Raw genomic sequence first — 16,217 nt, 5'->3', positions numbered from 1 at the left:
CGTGCATGGGATCGAAACGGTGAGCGCCCGAACGGTCGAAGAGGCCGCCAAGCGATTGGCCGGGGTGGTGACCCGCACGCCGCTCGAACCGAACGAGCGGCTCTCGGCGCGGGTCGACGCCCGGGTCTGGCTCAAACGCGAGGACCTGCAGACCGTGCGCTCGTACAAGATCCGCGGCGCGTACAACTTCATCGTCCAGCTCGACGCGGAGCACCGTGAGCGCGGCGTCGTCTGCGCGAGCGCGGGCAACCACGCGCAGGGCGTCGCGTACGCGTGCCGCCGCCTCGGCGCGAACGGCCGCGTCTACGTTCCCGGCACGACTCCCCGGCAGAAACGCGAGCGGATCGCGACGCTGGGCGGCTCGCATATCGAAGTCATCGTCGTCGGCGAGACCTACGAAGACGCCTTCAGCGCCGCGAAGCACGACGCCGAGACCACCGGCGCGACGCTGGTCCCCGCGTTCGACGCGCCGGAGACGGTCGCCGGTCAGGGCACGGTCGCGATGGAGGTCGTCGCGCAGCTCGGGTTCATCCCGGACGTCATGGTGGTGCCGGTCGGCGGTGGCGGATTGCTCGCGGGGATCGCCGCGTGGGCCGCCGAACGGGCGCCGGAGATGCGGATCGTCGGCGTCGAACCGGCGGGCGCGACCTGCATGGCGGCCGCGCTGGCGGCCGGTGAGCCGGTGCGGCTCGAAAACGTCGACACCTTCGTCGACGGCGCGGCGGTGGCGCAGGCCGGATCGGTGACGTATCCGCTGGTCCGCGACGGCGGTGTCGAGCTCACCGACGTCGCCGAGGGCGCGATCTGCACGGAAATGCTCGCGATGTACCAGTCCGACGGCGTGATCGCCGAACCCGCGGGCGCGCTCGCGACCGCCGCGCTGGGCACGGCGGTGAAGATCGACCCCGGGCAGATCGTGGTGTGCGTCGTCTCCGGCGGCAACAACGACGTCAGCCGCTACGGCGAAGTGCTCGAACGGTCGCTGATCCACGAAGGACTGAAGCACTACTTCCTGGTGGGTTTCCCGCAGGAGCCCGGCGCGCTGCGGCGGTTCCTCGACGAGGTCCTCGGGCCGGACGACGACATCACGCGGTTCGAGTACGTGAAGCGCAACAGCCGGGAGACCGGTCCGGCGCTGATCGGCGTCGAACTCGCGCGGCCCGGTGACCTGGAAGGCCTGCTGCACCGGCTGGAGGCGAGCCCGCTGCAGGTGGAGCGGGTGGAACCGGGAAGCCCGCTGTTCCACTTCCTGGTCTGAACCGCCGCGGTGGGCCACTGAGGGACTTGTCGGTGGCCTGTGGTCCACTGGTCGCCATGGTGAGCAAGGTCGACGGAGTCCGGAGTCTCGATGCGTTGCGCGAGCTGGTCCACAGCGGCGCGGAGCCCGAGTACCAGCTCTTCTACGGCCACACCCCGCTCAAGAGCGGCCGGATCAACGCGGCCTGCCTGAGCCAGTGGTGGCGCGCGCCGTTCGTCGCGGGCGGCGAGCGGTACCCGACCGCCGAGCACTACATGATGGCGAGCAAGGCGGAGCTGTTCGGCGATCACGAGGCCGCGGCCAACATCCGTCAGGCGCCGGACCCCAAGACCGCCAAGATCCTCGGCCGCGAGGTCACCGGATTCGACGCCGAGGTCTGGGAGCGGCACCGCTTCGACATCGTCATCGACGGCAACCTCGAGAAGTTCCGCCAGCACGCCGAGGAGCGCGAGTTCCTGCTGAGCACGGGCGACAAGGTGATCGTCGAGGCGTCCAGGATGGACCTGGTCTGGGGCAGCGGCCTCGCCCGTGAGGACAAGAACGCCACGCGCCCCGACTACTGGCGCGGCCAGAACCTCCTGGGCTTCGCGCTCATGGAGGTCCGGGAGCAGCTGCGCGGCTAGCTTTCGCGTAACTCGCGTGATCAGGAACGTAACTCATGAGTTACGGCTCTGATCACGCGAGTTACGCCTTCGATCACGCGAGTTACGAGTCGACGCCCAGGGTCTTCTGCAGTGCCTTGTTCGCCTTGCGCGCCATGTCCGCGACGGCCTCGCGGCGGGCGGCGTCGGCGGCGTAGTCGTCCTGCCGGTTCCGGACGACGCGCGCCGGCGAACCGACGGCGATCGAGTAGTCCGGGATCTCGCCCCGCACCACGGCGTGCGCGCCGAGGACGCAGCCGCGGCCGACCCGGGTTCCCTTGAGCACGGAGACCTTGGTGCCGATCCAGGTGTCCGGCCCGATCCGTACCGGCGACTTCACGATGCCCTGGTCCTTGATCGGGACGGTGATGTCGGTGGTGACGTGGTCGAAGTCGCAGATGTACACCCAGTCCGCGACGAGCGTGGCCGCGCCGAGCTCGATGTCGAGGTAGCCGTTGAGGACGTTCTGCCGCCCGAACACCGCCTTGTCGCCGATGCGCAGCGAACCCTCGTGGCAGCGGATCGCGTTGCCGTCGCCGATGTGCACCCAGCGGCCGATCTCCAGCCGCCCGTAGCCGGGGCGGCAGTGGATCTCCACGTCCTTGCCGAGGAACACCATCCCCCGCAGGATGATGTGCGGGTTCGCGATCCGGAACTTCAGCAGCCGCCAGTAGCGGACCAGGTACCAAGGCGTGTACGCGCGGTTTCGCAGCACCCAGCGCAGCGAGTCCCTGGTCAGGAACTTCGCCTGACGCGGATCACGACGGGCCTGGCCCCAAGCGCGGAGCCGCGACAGCGCGGGCGCACCCCACATGGACGTCATACCGGTGACCGTAACCTGTGTTCAGGCCGCCGACCGCAAAGGGGATCACGCGCATGGGCACCAAGCTGATCATCGACACCGACCCGGGGGTCGACGACGCCTTCGCGCTGGCGCTGGCCGCGCAGTCCGAGGACGTCGAACTCCTCGGCGTGACCACGGTGTTCGGCAACGTCCCGCTGAGCCACACCACCTCCAACGCCCGCCGCCTGCTGGAACTCTTCGGCCGCGACGACGTTCCCGTCGCCGCCGGCGCCGCGCGGCCGCTGGTGTACGACAACGCCAAACCCGCCGGGTTCGTCCACGGCCAGGACGGCCTGTCCGGCCACGCCGGGACGCTGCCGGAGGCGAAGCGCCCGCTCGACGAACGCGGTGCCGTCCGCCTGCTGGTGGATCTGCTGGAGGCCGCCGACGAGCCGGTGACCATCGCCCCGATCGGCCCGCTGACGAATATCGCGCTGCTGCTGGCGGCCCATCCGGACGTCCGCGAGAAGATCGGGCGGATCGTCATCATGGGCGGAGGCGTGACCAAGGGGAACTCCACCACGGCGGCCGAGTTCAACATCTGGAGCGACCCCGAGGCCGCGCGCCGGGTGCTGGTCGACGAGGACATCCCGACGGTGCTGGTCCCGCTGGACATCACGCACCAGTGCTCGGTCGACACGGACTGGCTCGGCAAACTCGCCGCTTCCGGCCCGCTCGGCGCGGCGCTCGAAGCTTTGACCCCGACGTACGTGAAGCACTACACCCCGATCCTCGGCATGCCGGGGATGGTCATGCACGACGCGGTCGCGGTGGCCGAAGCGATCCGGCCGGGCATCCTCGACGTCGAGGCGTACCCCGTGGACGTCGAGTGCGGCTTCGGCCCCGCCCGCGGCGCGACGCTGGTAGACCGGCGAAGGCTGCGAAGCACCGACCCGCAGGCCGTGCCCGGCCGCACCATCGACGTCGCGCTGACCACCGACGTCGACGCCTTCCGCGACTTCGTCCTCGGCCGGATCACCGGGGGCCGGTGATGGAGCAGGAAACCTCGCGCCGCCGCAGACTTCCGGTGATCGGCGCGGCCGTGGTCGTCGCGGCCGCGGCTCTGGTCGCCGCCATCACCTTCGCGCCGAAGGACGAGCCGAAGACCGAAGCCGCCGCCGTCCAGTCCTCGGCTCCGCCCGAGCCGCCGCCGTCGTCGTCCGCCCCGGCGGAGATGCCGAAGGAACAGCCGAAGGTCCCGCAGCAGATGGGGCAGGAGTTCGACGCCTGGGTGTCGAAGACCAGCGGCTGGCTCGACATCCCGCTGCGCGCGATGACCGGCTACGCGAAGACCACCGTCACGCTGAGCAAGGAAACGCCGGGCTGCCGCCTTTCCTGGGTGACGCTGGCCGCGCTCGGCAAGATCGCCTCCGATCACGGCCGCGCCGCCGGTTCGGGCCTGAACGCCGACGGCGTGCTGACCAAACCGCTCGGCGCGGTCGAGGTCCGCGACTTCTACAACAAGGTCGTCTCGTCCGCGAACGCCAGCGGCCCGCTGCAGCTGACGCCGTCGGTATGGAACCAGTTCCAGGCCTCGGCCACCGGCGGGAAGCCGGATCCGCAGAACATCGACGACGCCACCCTCACCGCCGGCCGGGCCCTGTGCGCGGGCGGCCGTGACCTCGGCCAGGGCCAGACGTGGTGGAACGCGGTGAGCACCCTGCAGCCCGCGCCGCTGCTGATGCACCGCACGCTCGCGACGGTGAACGTCTACGGCACGGTCGGCCAGAGCCCGCAGCCGCCGAACGCGGCGGCCCTGAGCGCGGTCAACTTCGCCATCGACAAGATCGGGCTGCCCTACGTCTGGGGCGGCAACGGCACCGGCGGCGGCGACCCCGGTTTCGACTGCTCCGGCCTGACGACGGCCGCGTACGCGAGCGCCGGTGTGAAGCTCATGCGCACCGCCCACACGCAGTACCACAGCGTGAACAAGGTGACCGATCCCCAGCTGGGCGACTTGATCTTCTACGGCGAGCCGAACACGAAGATCCACCACGTCGGGCTGTACATCGGGAACCAGCAGATGATCGACGCCCCGCAGACCGGGCAGGCGGTGCAGGTGCACACCTACCGGAAACAGGGCGACGATTACGCCGGAGCGGGCCGCCCGACGGCCTGAAGCGGCATAGGGTGACCGCGTGTATTCACCGATCCCGGTCCTGAACGAGCTGAAGGACCTCTACGACTCGGCCCGCGACTACCTGGCCGACGGTTTCGAGCTGTCCGATTACGACGACAAGAGCGGCTTCCCGCAGGAGCTGGACGACCCCGCGTTCCTCTCGCGGCTGATCCCCTTCGCCCAGGCGAACGGCAGCGGCTCGACCTACGCGATCTGGCGGGCCGACGACGGGACGGACCTCGCCCGGTCGCCCGTCGTGGTCTTCGGCGACGAGGGCGGTGAGCACGTCGTCGCGCGCGACTTCACGGATTTCCTGCGGCTACTGGGTTTCGACGCCGAGATCATGGTCGGCCACGACTCGGCGTACTACTACCGCGAGGAAGACGACGACCACAGCGGCTCGCACGAACGGTTCGTCGAGTGGCTCCGTGAGCGCGGCCTGACGCCGGCCGAGGATCCGGACGGCGTCGTGGCCGCCACTCAGGAGGCCTACGGGGAACGGTTCCGGGCGTGGATCACGCCGTTCTACGCGAAGGTCGGCTGGGCCTGAAAAGCCGGAGCGTTGTCCCGCGCCCAGTCGGCGAACGTGCGCGCCGGACGGCCGAGGAGTTCTTCCACCGTGGTGGTCGTCGGCCCGGGGCGCTCGCTGTAGTCGGCCAGTGAGCCGATCAGCCGGGCGGGGACTTCCTCGGGGAGTCCCTGCGCGAGCATCCCCTGCCGTACCTGCTCGGGTGGAAGCTCCTGAAAGGACAGTGGCCTGCCGACGGCCGCGCCGATGAGCCGCACCTTTTCGCGCTGGTCCACCGATCCCGGACCGGTCAGCGTGTACACCGACTCCGCCGGAAGGCCGCCGAGGAGGGCTTGCGCGGCGACCTCGGCGATGTCGGTTTCGTGGATCGGCGACGTGGAGGCCCGGCCGTACGCGCCGCGCACCACGTCGCCTGCCTTGATCTGTGGTGCCCATGCCAGCGCGTTGGCGGCGAAATCCGCCAGGCGCAGCACCGTCCACTCCAGACCTGAGCGCATGACGAGATCTTCGGCGTGCTGGAACTGTGCGGCGAAGCGCGCTTCCCCGGCCGGGTACTCCACGGTTGTGGCCGACAGGAGCACCACACGGCGTACCCCTCGCCCGGCCGCGAGCTTCAGCAGCTCTTCGAGACCGGGGCCGGTGGCACGCGGGCTGATCTGGATCGCTTCGACGCCTTCCAGCGCCGTCTCGATCCAGGCGGGACGGAACAGGTCCCCAGCAACGACTTCCGCGTTGCTGGGGAGCCCGGACCCGTCGCCACGCGTGACCGCGGCGACGTCGATGCCTTGGTTCAGCAGGACATTCGTCACCTGACGTCCCACGACGCCGTTCGCTCCGGTGAGCAGGATCATGATCGTTCCCTTGTTCGGCGGGTGGGTGGTCAGACGGTGACGGGCGCTTCGGCCGGGACGACACGGCGGCGACGGGCCGGGAGCATCGACGTCGGATTCGAGATGCTCCAGGCCGCGGCCTTGCAGATGATCTCCTTGAGCCGGGCGGCGGTCTTGCCGGTGAGCGCGGAGTCCTTGGGCCGGTCGTCCGGGGTCACCCACTGCACGACGGCGTCGCGGCGGCCGAGGCTGACGCACTGGCCGGTGTACCCGATCTTGTTCTCGGGGAGCGAGCCTCCGGTCAGGCGGGCGACGATGGCGTCGGCCGCGCGGTAGGCCGTGGGAACCCCCGAGGCGCAGGACATCCGCAGTGGCGTCCCGTTCACGCCCGTCGCGAACGCGGCGTCGCCGACCGCGTAGACGTCCGCGTGCGAGACCGACCGCATCGTGTCGTCCACGACGATCCGGCCCGTCGCGGAGACTTCCAGCGTCGTGGCGGCGGCGATGGGGTGGACGGCGAAACCCGCCGTCCAGACGGTCACCTCGGCCGGGATGGCGCGGCCGTCCGCGGTCATCGCTCCGGTCCGCCCGACGCTCGTGATGTCGGTGTCCTCGTGCACGGTGATGCCGAGCCGGCCGAAGGTTCCGCGCAGGTGACGCTGGGCCTTCTCGCTCATCCAGTCGCCGAGGCCGCCGCGGATCGCGAAAGAGACTTCGAGATCCGGCCGGGCTTCCGCGATCTCCGTGACGCCTTCGATGCCGGTGAGGCCGCCACCGACGACGAGGACCGTTCCGCCCGCGGCGAGATCGGCGAGGCGGTCACGCAACCGCAGCGCGGAAACCTTGCCGTCGATGTGGTGGGCGTGCTCGGTGACGCCGGGAACGCCGCGGTCGGCGGCCGCGCTGCCGAGCGCGTAGACGAGCGTGTCGTAGGCGATCTCGCCGTCGGAGAGGGCGACGGTCTTGCCTTCGGTGTCGACAGCGGTGACCCGGGCGATCCGCACCCCCACGCCCGTGCCCGCGAAGACGTCGGTCAGCAGGCGGGGCTTCAGGTCCTGCCCGGTGGCGAGCTGGTGCATGCGGACCCGCTCGACGAATTCGGCATCGGCGCTGACGAGGGTGATCTCGGTGTCGGCGGGGTGCAGCCGCTTCGCGAGGCGTCCGGCGGCGTTGGCTCCGGCGTATCCGGCTCCGAGGACGACGATTCGGTGCTTCATGGTCTCACTCCTGTCCGGTCGGTGTTCGCTTCCTGAACCGGCCAGCGGCACGAAACCTGACAGCGGCGGACTGTGATCCGGGTCACCAGTCAACGGCGAGTGGCTCCCCGTGCCCGGATTCGGCCCACCGGCGCGTCGCGCGCTCGAGTTTGGCGGGGTTCACCTGGGCGTGGACCGCCGCGATGCCGTCGGCGGTCAGGTCGAAGGAGACGACACCGGCGACCCGGTCCTCCACCATCAGCACCAGCGCGGGCGCACCGTTGGCGACGGTGGGGAACAGCACGGGCTTGCCGCCGATCAACGACCACTTGGCCGCGCTCGGCTTGAAAAGCCCACGCAGGAACCTCGCCACCCGCAGCGCGCCGGTGACCGGCCGCGGCAGCGAGAAGAGCACACCGCCACCGTCGCCGATGCTGACCGCGTCGCCGGCCAGCAGCCGTACCAGCGTGTCGGTCCGGCCGCTGAGCGCCGCGGCGAGGAACTCCTCGACGATCTCGCGGGCGGCGGCCTCGTCGACCTCCACCCTGCGCCGGTCGACGGCCAGATGTCCCTTGGCACGCCGGTAGATCTGCTGGCAGTTCGCTTCGGTGACGTCGAGGACCTCGGCGATCTCGGCGTGCGAGTACCCGAACGCCTCGCGCAGCACGTACACGACGCGTTCCTTGGCCGAGAGCCGCTCCATCAGCGTGAGCATCGCGATGGAGACCGACTCACGCTGCTCGACGGTGTCGGACGGCCCGAGCATCCGGTCCCCCGCGAAGACCGGCTCGGGCAGCCATTGGCCCACATAGGTTTCCCGCCGGGCCCGCGCCGAGGTGAGCCGGTTGAGGCAGAGGTTGGTGAGCACCTTCGTCAGCCAGGCCTCGGGGGTCTCGACGGACCCGTGGTCGGCGGACTGCCAGCGCAGGAACGTGTCCTGCACCGCGTCCTCCGCGTCGCTCGCCGACCCCAGCAAGCGATACGCGATCGCCTCCAACCGGCCACGGGCCGCCTCGAACACCTCGACTTCGCGCGCACCCACCAGCATCGCTCCAGATTAGCCATCGCGACGCTGTGCGTGTGACGCCTTCCGTTCCTCGATCCCGAACAGCTTCAGCAGCCGCTCGGGGACGTCTTCCCCGAAGATGCTTTCGAGCAGGAAGTCCTCCTCCATGGGCGTTTCACAGCGGACGAACATGGCCTGTTCGTACTCGGCGAGGGCGGTCTCGACGTCGTCCGGGCGCGCGGCGAGGGCTTTGGCGAGTTCGGCGCCGTCGAGCATCGCCAGGTTGGCGCCTTCCCCGTTCGCCAGCGCGAGATGCGCGGCGTCGCCGAGCAACGTCACGCCGGGGACGCGTTCCCACCGCAGCCCGGACGGCAAGGCGAAGGCGGGGCGATGGATCGGCGCGACGTCGCTTTCGGTGATCAGCGCGGTCAGCTCCGGCGACCAGCCGTCGAACTCCGCCGCGATCCGCGCCTTGGCGGTTTCGGCGTCGGTGAGATCGAGGGCGTCGAACCACTCCAGCGGTTTGGTGAGCTCCACGTAGGCGTGCAGCGTGTCTCCTTTCTCCCGGTGGGCGTTGATACTCGTGCCCTCGGTGGGTCCCGTCCCGACCATCGATCCGCCCCCGACCGTCTCGGCCACGGCGACATGACGGGTATCGGAGTCGTACAGGTAGGTCTCGACGTACGAGCTGCCGGAGTACTCGGGCACGGCGTCGGTGAGCAGCGGCCGGATCCGCGACCAGGCGCCGTCCGCGCCGACCAGGAGTCCCGCGACGACGGTGGTGCCGTCGTCGAAGGTCACCTCGTGACGGCCGTCGTCGAGCGTCCGGGCGCCGGCGGCCCTGCGCCCCCACCGGACGGTGCCTTCGGGGAGCGAGTCGAGCAGCATCCGCCGCAGGTCCCCGCGTTGTGCCTCGGGGCGGCCGCCCGTGCCGTCGTCGGCCCGTTCGAACAGGACGGTCCCGTCCGACTCGAGGACCCGCATTGCCTGACGGCCCTCCAGGACGATGCCGCGGAACTCGTCCATGAGCCCGGCGGCTTCGAGGGCGAGCTGCCCGTTGTAGTCGTGGATGTCGAGCATCCCGCCTTGCAGGCGCGAGGTCGGGGAAGCTTCCGCTTCGTAGACGTCGGACGGGATGCCGTGGACGTGCAGGACCCTCGCCAGGGTGAGCCCGCCGAGACCGGCGCCGATGATCGTGACAGGTGTGTTCATGGTGACCCCTCGGATCGCTTCTGGAATGACATTCCAGAGCGTGCTCCCGGCCGCTGGCAGGCGGCGCACACGACGCTGGCACCGGTCTGGCAGGCGCTGTCAGCCGAAGAATTCGACGGTGTCCGCCGGCCAGCCGGGGTCGCCGGTCCTCGCGAAGGCGACCCACGCGCCGTGCATCCTTGCCGCGAGACCTTCCGGGGCGGGATCGGGCCCGAGCAGGCCCGCCTCCCCGTGCAACCACGGCTCGCCCGCGACGTCGAAGACGAACGGCAGCTCGACGGTGTGGGCTGCGCCGAGCCGTCCGTTCAACGCCGTCGAGCGATGACCGAACGAGTACCGGTGGGTGCGGCCGCCCGAGATCCGCGCGTGCGCCATCGCCAGCCGCTCGGTACCGGCGCCGAACAGCGTGTGCCCGAGATCCGGCCGGCCGTAAAGGTTTCCTTCCTCGGTGTTGGTGCCGATGAGCAGCGCGACGTCGCCGTCGAGAGGACCGTCGGCGGGCTGGACCGGCGACACGAGGCTGAACGGGCTCAGCCCGGCCAGCGGGTCCTCGGCGGTTCCGGTCCGCAGATCGAGACCGGCCAGCGCGGGCAGGATCTCCACGAACCGCTCGTCCGGGATCTCTCCGAACGCTCGCGCGGTCGGCTCGGTTCCCAGCGCCGAAGCGGCCGCCGCGGTGACCCGGGCGCCCTGCTCCGGGGTGAAGGCGCCGGTTCCGCTGCCGCTCTGGACGATCGCCCGGCGGAACATTCCCTTGGCCTCCGGCGTCGCGAGCAGCGCGGCGGTGAGCGTCGCCCCCGCGGATTGCCCGAAGACGGTGACGTTGCCCGGATCGCCCCCGAACACCGCGATCGTGTCCCGCACCCAGCCGAGCGCGGCGAGCACGTCGAGCAGCCCCCGGTTGGGCGGAGCACCCTCCAGGTCGAGGAATCCGGGGACGCCGAGGCGATAGTTCACCTTCACCAGGACGACGCCGTCGCGTGAGAACGCTCTTCCGTCGTACAGCGCGGCGCGGGCCGAACCGGTGACGAAGCCGCCGCCGTGCACGAACACCATGACCGGACGGCGGCCGCCGTCCGCCGCGGGCGTCCGGACGTCGACGGTGAGGTACTCGTCGCCGCGCACCCAGCCGGGTCCGAAATACGGGGACATGTCGAGCCCGCCGAAGTCGCGCACCGGCTGGGGAGCCGTCGGCCCGGGCCGCGTGCCGTCGCGGACGCCGGGCCAGCCCGGATGCGGCGACGGCGGGAGGAAGCGGCCAGGTCCGATCGGCGCCGCCGCGTACGGGACGGCCTGGTAGAGCTCACCGAAGGAGTCGCGTCGGCCGCGCACGACACCGGACGGGGTTTCTGCTTGCACGTACACGAAAACTCCTCAGGAGAGGGCGGAGAACCCGGCCCACCGCGCGATCGCGAACTTCGATCCCCGGCGCTCGACCCGCAAAGCGCCCTGGGCACCGAAATGCGCGGGGAAGACGAGAGCGTTGTCGTCGGCGGCCTGGCCGAGCAGTTTGTGCCGGGTGGCGCGGGATCCGGCCGGGTCTTCGCAATAGGGCGAATTGGTGTCCGGCTCCACGATCTGCAGCGCGGTGTGCACGAGGTCGCCCACGAACAACGCCCGCTCCCCACCCGATTCCAGGGTGAGCACGGACGAGCCCGGGGTGTGGCCGGGCGCGAGGTCCAGCCGCAGATTCCGGTCGATGCGGTGCGTGCCGTCCCACAGGCGGGTCAGCCCAGCCTCGTGCACCGGCGCGACACTGTCCTCGAAGACGTTCTGATTCCCACGCCCCAGCACGGAATCGTGCGCTTCGGCCGGATTCCAGAAGTCGAAGTCGGGCCGCGGCATCAGATACTCGGCGTTCGGGAAGGTCGGCACCCAGGTGCGGCCGTCGAGCCGCGTGTTCCAGCCGACGTGGTCGATGTGCAGATGCGTGTTGACCACGACGTCGACGTCCTCGGGCCGCACCCCGGCGGTCGCGAGGTTGTCGAGGTAGGCGGTGTCGAGGCGGTTCCACACCGCCGCGTAGGGCCGGTCCTTGTGGTTGCCGACCCCGGTGTCGACGAGGATCGTGCGTCCTTCGCTGCGGATCAGCCAGGACTGCAGCGCCGTGCGGCACTCGTTCGTCTCGGGGTTCCAGAAGTCGGGCGCCAGCCAGTCGCGGTGTTCGTCCCACGCGCCGCCGGGGCTGTCCGGCATGAATTCGGCAGGCGTCATGCCGAGCGAACCGTAGAACTCCTTGACCCGGGTGACGGTGACGTCTCCGATGGTGATCTCGTCCATGTCACCGAGCCTGGAGGCCGGGGAGCGACCGGACCACGCCCCGCTTTTCCTCCCACTGGGAGGGTGTGGCTGAGTGTGGCCACGGCACGGATACTCGGGTTCATGGACGGATCTGGCCCGCTCGGCGACTTCCTGCGGGCGCGACGGGCCCGGCTGCGCCCGGAAGACGTCGGTTTGCGTGACTTCGGGGCGCGCCGCCGGGTGGCCGGGCTGCGGCGTGAGGAACTGGCCCAGCTCGCGGGGGTCAGCGTCTCCTACTACGCGCGGCTGGAGCAGGGCATGTCGCGCGGAGCCTCGGCCGAGGTGCTCGACGCCATCGCCCGCGCGCTCCGGCTCGACGGCCACGAACGCGAACACCTCGAACGGCTCGCCACCGCCGCCCGCCGCGCCCCGCGGGCACGCCGTCCACGGTCCGAGAAGCTTCACGACGAGACACGGGATCTGCTGGGCACCGTCGACGCTCCCGCACTGGTGCTCGGCCGCCGCTCGGACGTCCTGGCGTGGAACGACCTCGGCCACGCCCTGCTGGGCGGGCATCTGGACTTCCACGCGCCGGACGACCCGGCGCGACGGCCGAACATGAGCCGGCTGCTGTTCCTGGACCCGCACTGCCGGGACCTGTACGCCGACTGGAAGCGGAAGATCCGCGCGGTGGTCGGCAACCTGCGGATCGCCGTCGGCAAATATCCCGATGACCCGCTGCTCGCGGAGCTGATCGGCGAGCTGACGATGAAGAGCCCCGAGTTCGTCGCGCTCTGGAGCGACCACCGCGTGCGGCCCTGTGACGCCGAAAGCTACGAACTGCGGCATCCGGTCGTCGGCTCGGTCACGGTGTCCCAGCAGACCCTGTCGATCGCCCGGTCACCGGATCAGCTGCTGGTCGTGTGCACGACCCCCGCCGGTTCCTCAGACGCGCAAGCACTCGCGCTGCTGCGGCAAGCGGGCTCAGGCCTTGTCGTGCACGGTGATCGCGTAGCCGTCCGGGTCCGCGAAGGCGAACGTGCGGCCGAACGGCCCGTCGAACGGCTCCGTGAGGATGGTGACGCCGGCACCGGCCAGCCGGTCGTGCAGGCCCTGCGCGTCGTCGGCGTGCAGCCACATCGCCACTCCTGATCCCGGCCGCGGGGAGATGGCGTCGAGATCCGTGCCCGGCACGGGTTCCCGCACCGCGAACGGGATCGTCTTCGTGCCGAACACCACCGCGTGCGGCGGTGCGACGGGCAGTCTGCTCAGCCCGAGGTGGGTTTCGTAGAACGCGGCGGCACGGTCGAGGTCGCGTACCTGCAGCGAGAAGAAATCGGGTCCGGTCACGGTCATGTCGTCCTCCATGTCAGGGTGTTGACATAGCCAACGTATGTCATGATGCTGACATGAGTCAAGGCGAGCAGGTCGGGCCCCTGGACCAAGCGGTGGGGTACATGCTGAAACGAGCGGCGACGGCGCTCCGGACGGCGATGGAGGCCGCGTTGCGCCCCCTCGATCTGACCGTGCCGCAGTACTCCTGCCTCGAAGTGCTGTCGCAGCGTCCGGGGCTGTCCAACGCGGAACTGGCCAGGGCCGTGTTCGTCACCCGGCAGTCGATGAACCTGGTCCTGCGCGGACTGCAGGACCGAGGGCTCATCACCCGCCCGGCGACTGCGCCCCAGGGCCGGGCCCTGCCCAGCACGCTCACCCCCGAGGGGCGCGAACGGCTCCGCGCCGCCAGCGGCGCCGTGCGCGCGGTCCAGGACCGGATGCTCACGCCGTTTTCGGCGGACCAGCGGGACCGGCTGCTGCACGACCTCGCCGCCTGCGCCGACGCGCTCACCCCCGAAGAGTGATTCAGGACCGCTTGCTCACCAACGTCTCGGGCTTGAACGCGTACACGTCGGCGCCCTGGACCAGCACGTGCCATTCACCGCAGACCTTGTCGGTCCGGCTCTCCTGCCCCGCCGGCCACCACTGGGCGGCAAGGGTGGCCGCCTGGGTCGCGGCCGCCCCCGGCACGCAGAGGCTGGGAAGCGTTCCGCCGGTGAATTTCAGGAGCCGCTCCGAACCCGTGGTCCGGATGACCTCCGTGATCGACGTCGCCCCGTCCGGCACCCACTCCGGCAGGCGGGCGTCCGCGTCCCGCTTTCCCTCCGCGCCGGTCGCGTAGCCGACCGTCTTGACGTGCCCGTTCGCCTTTTCGGTCAGCCCTTCCTTGAGACCGCATCCGGACAGGGCGACCGTGGCCGTCGCGGCGGCGAGGACCGCCGCGGTGATCTTCGTGTTCATACGATCGAGTCAACCGCGCGGAAACCGCCGCGGGATCGGACTTTCGGCCCGGGCTGGCCGCCATCCGGCCGATCTCCACGACGGATATCCGCCAGCGATCGGCGGCGCCGCGCGTCACAGTGGTCCTCGTGACGACGACAACAGACGCCCTTTCCGTCCCCAAGGGCATGTACGCGGCGGAAGCCGAGTACCTCGCCGCGGGCGGCGCCACCTTCGCGCCGCTCGCCCCGTTCTTCTCCCCCGGCGTGGTGCTGCACCAGGCGGATTCCTTGCCCTACGGCGGAATTTGGCGCGGCCACGACGGCATGGAGCGGTTCTTCACCGCGATGAGCGACACCTGGGACGTCTTCGACATGGTGGAGCAGAGCTTCCTGAGCGAGACCAGCCCCCTGGTCGTGCTGACCCACGTGCACGCCCGCGCCAGGGCCACCGGCGACGAGCTCGATTTCCCGATCCTGCAGACGATCACCGTCGAGGACGGGCGCATCACCGAGGTGCGGCCGTTCTACTGGGACACCGCGGCGATCGCGGCGGCCTGTACGAACTAACATTCCGATGATGACCGCCTACCAAGATCCCGAGCTGTTCGAGGAAGCCGCTTCCCTGCCGGAACGGCAACAGAAGATCCTGCTGACCATCCGCGAATGGGTGATGGAGTACGGATACTCGCCGAGCACGCGCGAGATCGGCGAAGCGGTCGGGCTGCGTTCGACGTCCTCGGTGTCGAAGCACCTCGCGGCCTTGGAGGAGAAGGGTTTCCTCCGCCGCAGCAGCTCGATCTCCCGCCCCATCGACGTCCGCGCCTTCCTGCACGGCACCTCGTCGAAGGCGTCCACAGAGGACTCCGTGCCGGTCCCCGTCGTCGGTGACATCGCCGCGGGAACGCCCATCTCGGCCGTCGAGCACGTCGACGACGTGATGACCCTTCCGCGTGAACTCACCGGGCGCGGCAACGTCTTCGGGCTGCGGGTGCGCGGTGATTCGATGATCGACGCGGCGATCTGCGACGGCGACATCGTCGTGGTGAAGCAGCAGCAGGAGGCGCACTCCGGCCAGATCGTCGCCGCGATGATCGACGAGGAGGCCACGGTCAAGGTGTACCGCCGCCGCGACGGCCACGTGTACCTCGAACCGCGCAACCCCGCCTACGACGTCATCGACGGGGACCGCGCGAGCGTGCTCGGCGTCGTGGTGTCGGTCCTGCGCAGCGTCTGACACTTTTCTGTCGGTGGTCCGGGGTAGCTTCTGCGCCCATGTACGAAATCGACTTCGTCGAGTTCCCGTCGAGTTCGGCGACGGGCTCGGGCAGGTTCTTCGAAACGGCCTTCGGGTGGACGGCGGCGGCGTACGGCCCGGCGTACGCCGACGTCCAGGGCGGCGGCGTGGTCTCGTTCGGCTTCCAGGAGGACACCGCGCAGCAGACGGCCGCGCCGCTGGTGACGATCCGCACCGACGACCTCGAACGGGCGAAGGCTTCCGTCGAGGCCGCGGGCGGGGTCGTCACGGCCGAGCCGTTCTCGTTCCCCGGCGGGCGCCGGTTCCACTTCCGCGAGCCCGGCGGCGCCGAACTCGCGGTGTGGACCCCGGATTCCTGACCTCAAGCGGCGAAGCCGAGCACCAAGGAGGCGGCGACGGGCGCCATGTACATCAGCGGGAACGCGACGTGCGACGGCCAGTGCGCGCGGAGCACCGTGATCACGGCGCCGGTGAAGTAGAGCACCAGGCCGATCCCGGCCGCGACGCCGAGCGCGGGCACCCACAGGCCGGCGATCAGGCCGAGCGCGCCCGCCGCCTTGGCGACGCCGAGCGGCGTCCACCAACCGCGGGGGACGCCGTAGTCGGCCAGCGGCTGCACGACCCACTTGGCACGGGAGAAGATCGAGGCGGCCGAGAACGCGGCCATGAACGCTCCGACGATGGTGACGATGACATAGGCGGTGGTCATTTCGGTTTCTCCTCGGGATCGGTTGTTCAGCGGGTTGACCCCGGCCGCACGCCGGATGTGACAACCTGGCGGCGGAGGTGGACATGACCCGCGTCACATCC

Annotated in this window: 19 protein-coding genes and 1 pseudogene; 10 read left to right on the top strand and 10 right to left on the bottom strand. The window is 70.3% G+C overall.

The window, feature by feature from the left end; translation table 11 throughout:
- The first annotated feature begins 1 nt into the window (after position 1).
- Both ilvA and ACXIZN_RS00285 read left to right on the top strand, forming a co-directional pair.
- Entirely contained in the window at positions 2 to 1,258 is a 1,257-nt protein-coding gene (ilvA, locus tag ACXIZN_RS00290) for a threonine ammonia-lyase IlvA (protein ID WP_457951760.1), read from the top strand.
- A gap of 56 nt (positions 1,259 to 1,314) precedes the next feature.
- Positions 1,315 to 1,881: an NADAR family protein gene (locus ACXIZN_RS00285; protein WP_457951759.1), complete on the top strand. Its 567-nt coding sequence runs from the start codon at positions 1,315 to 1,317 to the stop codon at positions 1,879 to 1,881.
- 82 nt (positions 1,882 to 1,963) lie between these two features.
- Here the strand turns inward: ACXIZN_RS00285 and ACXIZN_RS00280 are convergent, their stop codons facing one another.
- Positions 1,964 to 2,722: an acyltransferase gene (locus ACXIZN_RS00280; RefSeq protein ID WP_126734537.1), complete on the bottom strand. Its 759-nt coding sequence runs from the start codon at positions 2,720 to 2,722 to the stop codon at positions 1,964 to 1,966.
- A 53-nt stretch (positions 2,723 to 2,775) separates the two neighbouring features.
- Between ACXIZN_RS00280 and ACXIZN_RS00275 the strand changes: the two genes are divergently transcribed.
- From ACXIZN_RS00275 to ACXIZN_RS00265, 3 genes are read left to right on the top strand one after another with little or no spacing between them, the layout of a single operon-like run.
- Entirely contained in the window at positions 2,776 to 3,735 is a 960-nt protein-coding gene (locus ACXIZN_RS00275) for a nucleoside hydrolase (RefSeq protein ID WP_257484775.1), read from the top strand.
- A complete protein-coding gene (locus ACXIZN_RS00270) occupies positions 3,735 to 4,862 on the top strand; it encodes a C40 family peptidase (RefSeq protein WP_457951758.1) in 1,128 nt (375 codons plus the stop codon). Before ACXIZN_RS00275 ends, ACXIZN_RS00270 begins: the two co-directional genes overlap by 1 nt.
- Positions 4,863 to 4,881: 19 nt before the next feature.
- A complete protein-coding gene (locus ACXIZN_RS00265) occupies positions 4,882 to 5,412 on the top strand; it encodes a hypothetical protein (RefSeq protein ID WP_457951757.1) in 531 nt (176 codons plus the stop codon).
- Here ACXIZN_RS00265 and ACXIZN_RS00260 read toward each other — a convergent pair.
- The 6 genes from ACXIZN_RS00260 to ACXIZN_RS00235 all read right to left on the bottom strand — a co-directional run bounded on the left by ACXIZN_RS00260 (position 5,388) and on the right by ACXIZN_RS00235 (position 11,915).
- The gene (locus tag ACXIZN_RS00260) at positions 5,388 to 6,242 is read right to left on the bottom strand and encodes an NAD(P)H-binding protein (protein ID WP_457951756.1); all 855 of its coding nucleotides are present in this window, start codon (positions 6,240 to 6,242) and stop codon (positions 5,388 to 5,390) included. The two genes, ACXIZN_RS00265 and ACXIZN_RS00260, sit on opposite strands and share 25 nt — an antisense overlap.
- Positions 6,243 to 6,271: 29 nt before the next feature.
- Positions 6,272 to 7,438 (bottom strand): NAD(P)/FAD-dependent oxidoreductase, encoded by a 1,167-nt coding sequence (locus tag ACXIZN_RS00255; protein WP_457951755.1) that lies wholly within the window; start codon positions 7,436 to 7,438, stop codon positions 6,272 to 6,274.
- A gap of 82 nt (positions 7,439 to 7,520) precedes the next feature.
- Positions 7,521 to 8,465, bottom strand: coding sequence for an RNA polymerase sigma-70 factor (locus ACXIZN_RS00250; protein WP_457951753.1), 945 nt, complete (start codon positions 8,463 to 8,465; stop codon positions 7,521 to 7,523).
- 9 nt (positions 8,466 to 8,474) lie between these two features.
- Entirely contained in the window at positions 8,475 to 9,635 is a 1,161-nt protein-coding gene (locus ACXIZN_RS00245) for an FAD-dependent oxidoreductase (protein WP_457951752.1), read from the bottom strand.
- Positions 9,636 to 9,734: 99 nt separating this feature from the next.
- A complete protein-coding gene (locus ACXIZN_RS00240; protein ID WP_457951750.1) occupies positions 9,735 to 11,000 on the bottom strand; it encodes a carboxylesterase family protein in 1,266 nt (421 codons plus the stop codon).
- Between the two features lie 9 nt (positions 11,001 to 11,009).
- Positions 11,010 to 11,915 carry an MBL fold metallo-hydrolase gene (locus ACXIZN_RS00235; protein WP_457951748.1) on the bottom strand — a complete coding sequence of 302 codons (906 nt, stop codon included), beginning with the start codon at positions 11,913 to 11,915 and terminating at the stop codon, positions 11,010 to 11,012.
- A 102-nt stretch (positions 11,916 to 12,017) separates the two neighbouring features.
- On the opposite strand from ACXIZN_RS00235, the pseudogene ACXIZN_RS00230 reads away from it, so the two are divergent.
- A pseudogene (locus ACXIZN_RS00230) lies at positions 12,018 to 12,788 on the top strand (helix-turn-helix domain-containing protein); the annotation flags it as partial.
- A gap of 72 nt (positions 12,789 to 12,860) precedes the next feature.
- Here ACXIZN_RS00230 and ACXIZN_RS00225 read toward each other — a convergent pair.
- Positions 12,861 to 13,232 carry a VOC family protein gene (locus ACXIZN_RS00225; RefSeq protein ID WP_321183586.1) on the bottom strand — a complete coding sequence of 124 codons (372 nt, stop codon included), beginning with the start codon at positions 13,230 to 13,232 and terminating at the stop codon, positions 12,861 to 12,863.
- Between the two features lie 53 nt (positions 13,233 to 13,285).
- On the opposite strand from ACXIZN_RS00225, the gene ACXIZN_RS00220 reads away from it, so the two are divergent.
- Positions 13,286 to 13,735: a MarR family winged helix-turn-helix transcriptional regulator gene (locus ACXIZN_RS00220; RefSeq protein WP_457951746.1), complete on the top strand. Its 450-nt coding sequence runs from the start codon at positions 13,286 to 13,288 to the stop codon at positions 13,733 to 13,735.
- A gap of 1 nt (position 13,736) precedes the next feature.
- On the opposite strand, the gene ACXIZN_RS00215 is transcribed toward ACXIZN_RS00220, so the two are convergent.
- On the bottom strand, positions 13,737 to 14,171 hold the full coding sequence (locus ACXIZN_RS00215; protein WP_457951745.1) for a hypothetical protein: 435 nt from the start codon (positions 14,169 to 14,171) through the stop codon (positions 13,737 to 13,739).
- A 128-nt stretch (positions 14,172 to 14,299) separates the two neighbouring features.
- Here ACXIZN_RS00215 and ACXIZN_RS00210 point away from each other — a divergent pair, with 128 nt between their 5' ends.
- From ACXIZN_RS00210 to ACXIZN_RS00200, 3 genes are read left to right on the top strand one after another with little or no spacing between them, the layout of a single operon-like run.
- On the top strand, positions 14,300 to 14,719 hold the full coding sequence (locus tag ACXIZN_RS00210; protein ID WP_457951744.1) for a nuclear transport factor 2 family protein: 420 nt from the start codon (positions 14,300 to 14,302) through the stop codon (positions 14,717 to 14,719).
- A gap of 10 nt (positions 14,720 to 14,729) precedes the next feature.
- The gene (gene lexA, locus ACXIZN_RS00205; RefSeq protein ID WP_257484757.1) at positions 14,730 to 15,386 is read left to right on the top strand and encodes a transcriptional repressor LexA; all 657 of its coding nucleotides are present in this window, start codon (positions 14,730 to 14,732) and stop codon (positions 15,384 to 15,386) included.
- Positions 15,387 to 15,424: 38 nt separating this feature from the next.
- Positions 15,425 to 15,766: a VOC family protein gene (locus tag ACXIZN_RS00200; RefSeq protein WP_457951743.1), complete on the top strand. Its 342-nt coding sequence runs from the start codon at positions 15,425 to 15,427 to the stop codon at positions 15,764 to 15,766.
- 2 nt (positions 15,767 to 15,768) lie between these two features.
- On the opposite strand, the gene ACXIZN_RS00195 is transcribed toward ACXIZN_RS00200, so the two are convergent.
- Positions 15,769 to 16,116, bottom strand: a complete 348-nt coding sequence (locus tag ACXIZN_RS00195; RefSeq protein ID WP_457951741.1) for a DoxX family protein — start codon at positions 16,114 to 16,116, stop codon at positions 15,769 to 15,771.
- Positions 16,117 to 16,217: the final 101 nt, after the last annotated feature.

This window comes from Amycolatopsis sp. TRM77291 (genome assembly GCF_054166285.1).
This window is presented reverse-complemented; position numbering and strand designations above follow the sequence as displayed.